The sequence below is a fragment of the Ruegeria alba genome (assembly GCF_022321465.1).
GTDB lineage: Bacteria > Pseudomonadota > Alphaproteobacteria > Rhodobacterales > Rhodobacteraceae > Ruegeria_B > Ruegeria_B alba.
The window spans coordinates 1-2,989 of the sequence record NZ_JAKOEM010000052.1 but is presented as its reverse complement, the minus strand read 5'-3'; the positions used below and the strand labels follow the sequence as shown (position 1 = coordinate 2,989).

2 protein-coding genes are annotated in these 2,989 nt (G+C 52.9%); both read right to left on the bottom strand.

Annotation, left to right across the window (positions count from 1 at the left end):
- Window positions 1-344 precede the first annotated feature (344 nt).
- Window positions 345-1,214 carry a S1 family peptidase gene (locus MB818_RS21695; RefSeq protein ID WP_238906500.1) on the bottom strand — a complete coding sequence of 290 codons (870 nt, stop codon included), beginning with the start codon at window positions 1,212-1,214 and terminating at the stop codon, window positions 345-347.
- Window positions 1,215-1,417: 203 nt separating this feature from the next.
- Window positions 1,418-2,767: a hypothetical protein gene (locus MB818_RS21690; protein WP_238906498.1), complete on the bottom strand. Its 1,350-nt coding sequence runs from the start codon at window positions 2,765-2,767 to the stop codon at window positions 1,418-1,420.
- Window positions 2,768-2,989: the final 222 nt, after the last annotated feature.

The window sequence follows — 2,989 nt, the reverse complement described above, 5'->3', positions numbered from 1 at the left end:
TCCCGCCAGAGCTCCCTGAGCAGAACTACCCGACAAGAGGTCATGATTATGAGTGAGATAACCAACCCTAGGTATTCCAGACCTATAGATGTGCATAGGTGGTCAGATCATGCAGAGGTGAAGGGCCTGGTGGATAGGATCTGGGATAGGTTCCTAGGGGAGGCCATAGCCGAGAGGGGACCTGGGCCGAAGCCTAAGATGGGAGTAAGGGCGGAAACCAGACCTTCGCCGCGATTGTCATGAACGGCAGCTGGACGCAGAAGCGGCCCAGAGCAGGTGCAGCAATGCTCAGACTCGTGCAGCACATTGTCACGCATCTTGGCCTGGACGCGGGACGTGGCCGTTCAGGTATCGAAGCTGACCTCGCCCACGTCCTCACCCTTCGGAGCACCCGCGGAAAAACGAGCTAAGACCTGTTCCTCGATACCGTGGAGTTGCGAAGATCGAATCGCATTCCCCAAGTGCATCATGGCCGAAACTTCAACTTTAGGATATTGCTGTAATACGATTTTGCCATCGTTTGTTATTAACGGGCCACCATAAAGGATTCCAACAAACTGAACCCTACTAGCCCCAATATTGTATTTATTAGTCTTTCGGTCGAGGTAACCATTGCGGTCATATACGAAGATTGGCGAACCAGACGAGCCTGGAAAGCAGGCCATATCCACCATGAACTCCTGTTTTCCGCCGTATAGCTTGGTCAACGATGAAGCTGTATTTCCTCGCCGTGTTATCGGGAGGTTGTTGAAGTCGTCAAATATACCCCTGGGGCAGCCAATCATTATGACCTCTTCCAAGGCATCAAAGTATTGCCAATCGTCGTCTTTCGGAACGATCCCAAAGTCTAAGCCAGTGTAATATAGCGGCGTGCCATTGGCCTCAGCTTGCTTCAAAATAGGCCCAAATGGTATCGCGCAGAGATCAACATCCGCATCGGGATGAGCCAGTATAGCACCAGGCCGAGCATCTAAGTGGCAGGGGATAAACTTTCCAGAAGGTTCAGACCCATTTGCGGTGTGGCAAACGACAGTGATTTGATCGCAGCCGTCTACGACATGCTTGTTTGTAATGATGGCTGGGACGAGCTGCTCATCCGAAACCTTGAAATTAAAGAAAAATCCGGTTCCGAACCCCACTTGAGCACGCTCTCGGAAGGCTGATATCCTTGTCGTAGTTAGAGTTAAACGCTCTGCCAAAGTCAATTCAGGCATGCCGGAAGCTGCTCCACAATTATGAGTGATTGCGTTTCATATTCTACTGCTTGAGGCAGAATTCAAGAGATCTTGCACCTTCTGGTTGGTATGGTGCTATTCGACTACCGTGTAGTGCACTTCCCTGGGTGAACGTCCGAGATGCGCTGGCTACCGACCTTAACCGCGTCAGGTTCGAATGGCCGTTCTGGGCCGAAACTTCCTCACTCTTCTGGCAATGACTTCACATATGGCCCAATCACCCTCCCAGTCCTTTCCTGGAACCGTAGCAACCGCTGCACATACCCCTCACAGGCACTCTGCTCCTTCCCGTAAACCGCCCAGCGCAAGTCGTGGACGTGCTTCTGCAGCGCTGCCTCATCCACATCCTCGAACTCTTCGCGCCCTGGAATGTTGTAGGACAACCGGAGTGGCCTACCCGTGACTTCCTCCGACGCATCCCGCATGACCTGCCTGAGTTCTCCGACATGCCGACAATCGACAAGATAGCTATCATGGACAGACAGAACCGGGATGCCTTTCTGGGTGAAGTGGTTGTGGATCAGGGAGGTGATCTCACTGTCTTTCCGCATCAGCCGGATACCCTGATCCGAGAACAGGTAGTCAGCCAGACAGGGGTTCCGGTCGAGAATAGCATCCAGGAGAAGGTCCAGCTTTTCATTGCTCAATGACTTGCCTAAATCACCAGCAGAAAAACTCTCCCGAAACGCCTTGTAAGCTGACGATTTTTCCTTTGCGTTGACCGCAGTAAGCACCAACCGCTTGGCCAACTTGCGCACTAGTTTTCGAGGCAAATCAGCGAAGGTTTTTCCATCAACCATGTAAGGATCATGACCCAGTTCCAGCCCTTCTTCGGCATAAATCATGGCCACATGCATCCCCTCGAAGTCCGCTTCGATTGTGGGTTCATTGTCGATCGTGATCCTGGAACGCCAGTCGCTATCGATCTGTTGCCACCATCCGCCATAGAACCGACCATGCATGTCCCAACTACCACGGCTGAAGATGCGCCGGGTCCGGTTGTTGGCATCCCCTAGTCGTATACGCCTGACTTCATCTATGCCACCGGTTACCCCCGGCGGTAACTCCTTGCTGATCTCCAGGATAGGTTCCTGAAGCGAGGGGATGTCGATGAAGGAATTGGCAATCAGGTCGTTGTATGCCTGAAGCTCCTCTCGCCATCGGTTGGTCTCGGGCGTGTCCTCGTACTCGATCGGCTTGTTGTTGTCGCCCTTCAGGACAATGATCTCTTCGCCTTCTGCCCGGCTGACATCCTCTCGATCGAACTTGGCCGTGGCGAACCAGCTCTGAAGCTTCTCGGATGCTCTTATCCGTGTGGTCCGGTTACCATTGGCACCTGCTCCACCATAGCTACCCTTGGCCAGGTCGATCAGGCCAGCCTTGTGCAGTTCCTTGATGATCGGGACGATCTTCTTCGAGATGTGCAGGGCATTGTAACGAGAGTTCGTATCCCATGCATTGACAGACATCGAGACCCCGATACTCAGCTTAGGATCATCCAACCAAGCCACATACAGGTCCAGGATTACCACCCTTAGCTGCTTCCTGAACCCCAACTTAGGCTTCGGCCCAGGTCCCCTTTCAGCTATAGCCTCCCCTAGGAACCCATCCCAGATCCTATCCACCAGGTCCTTCACCTCTGCATGATCTGACCACCTATGCACATCTATAGGTCTGGAATACTTAGGGTTGGTTATCTCACTCATAGTCATGACCTCTTGTCGGGTAGTTCTGCTCAGGGAGCTCTGGCGGGG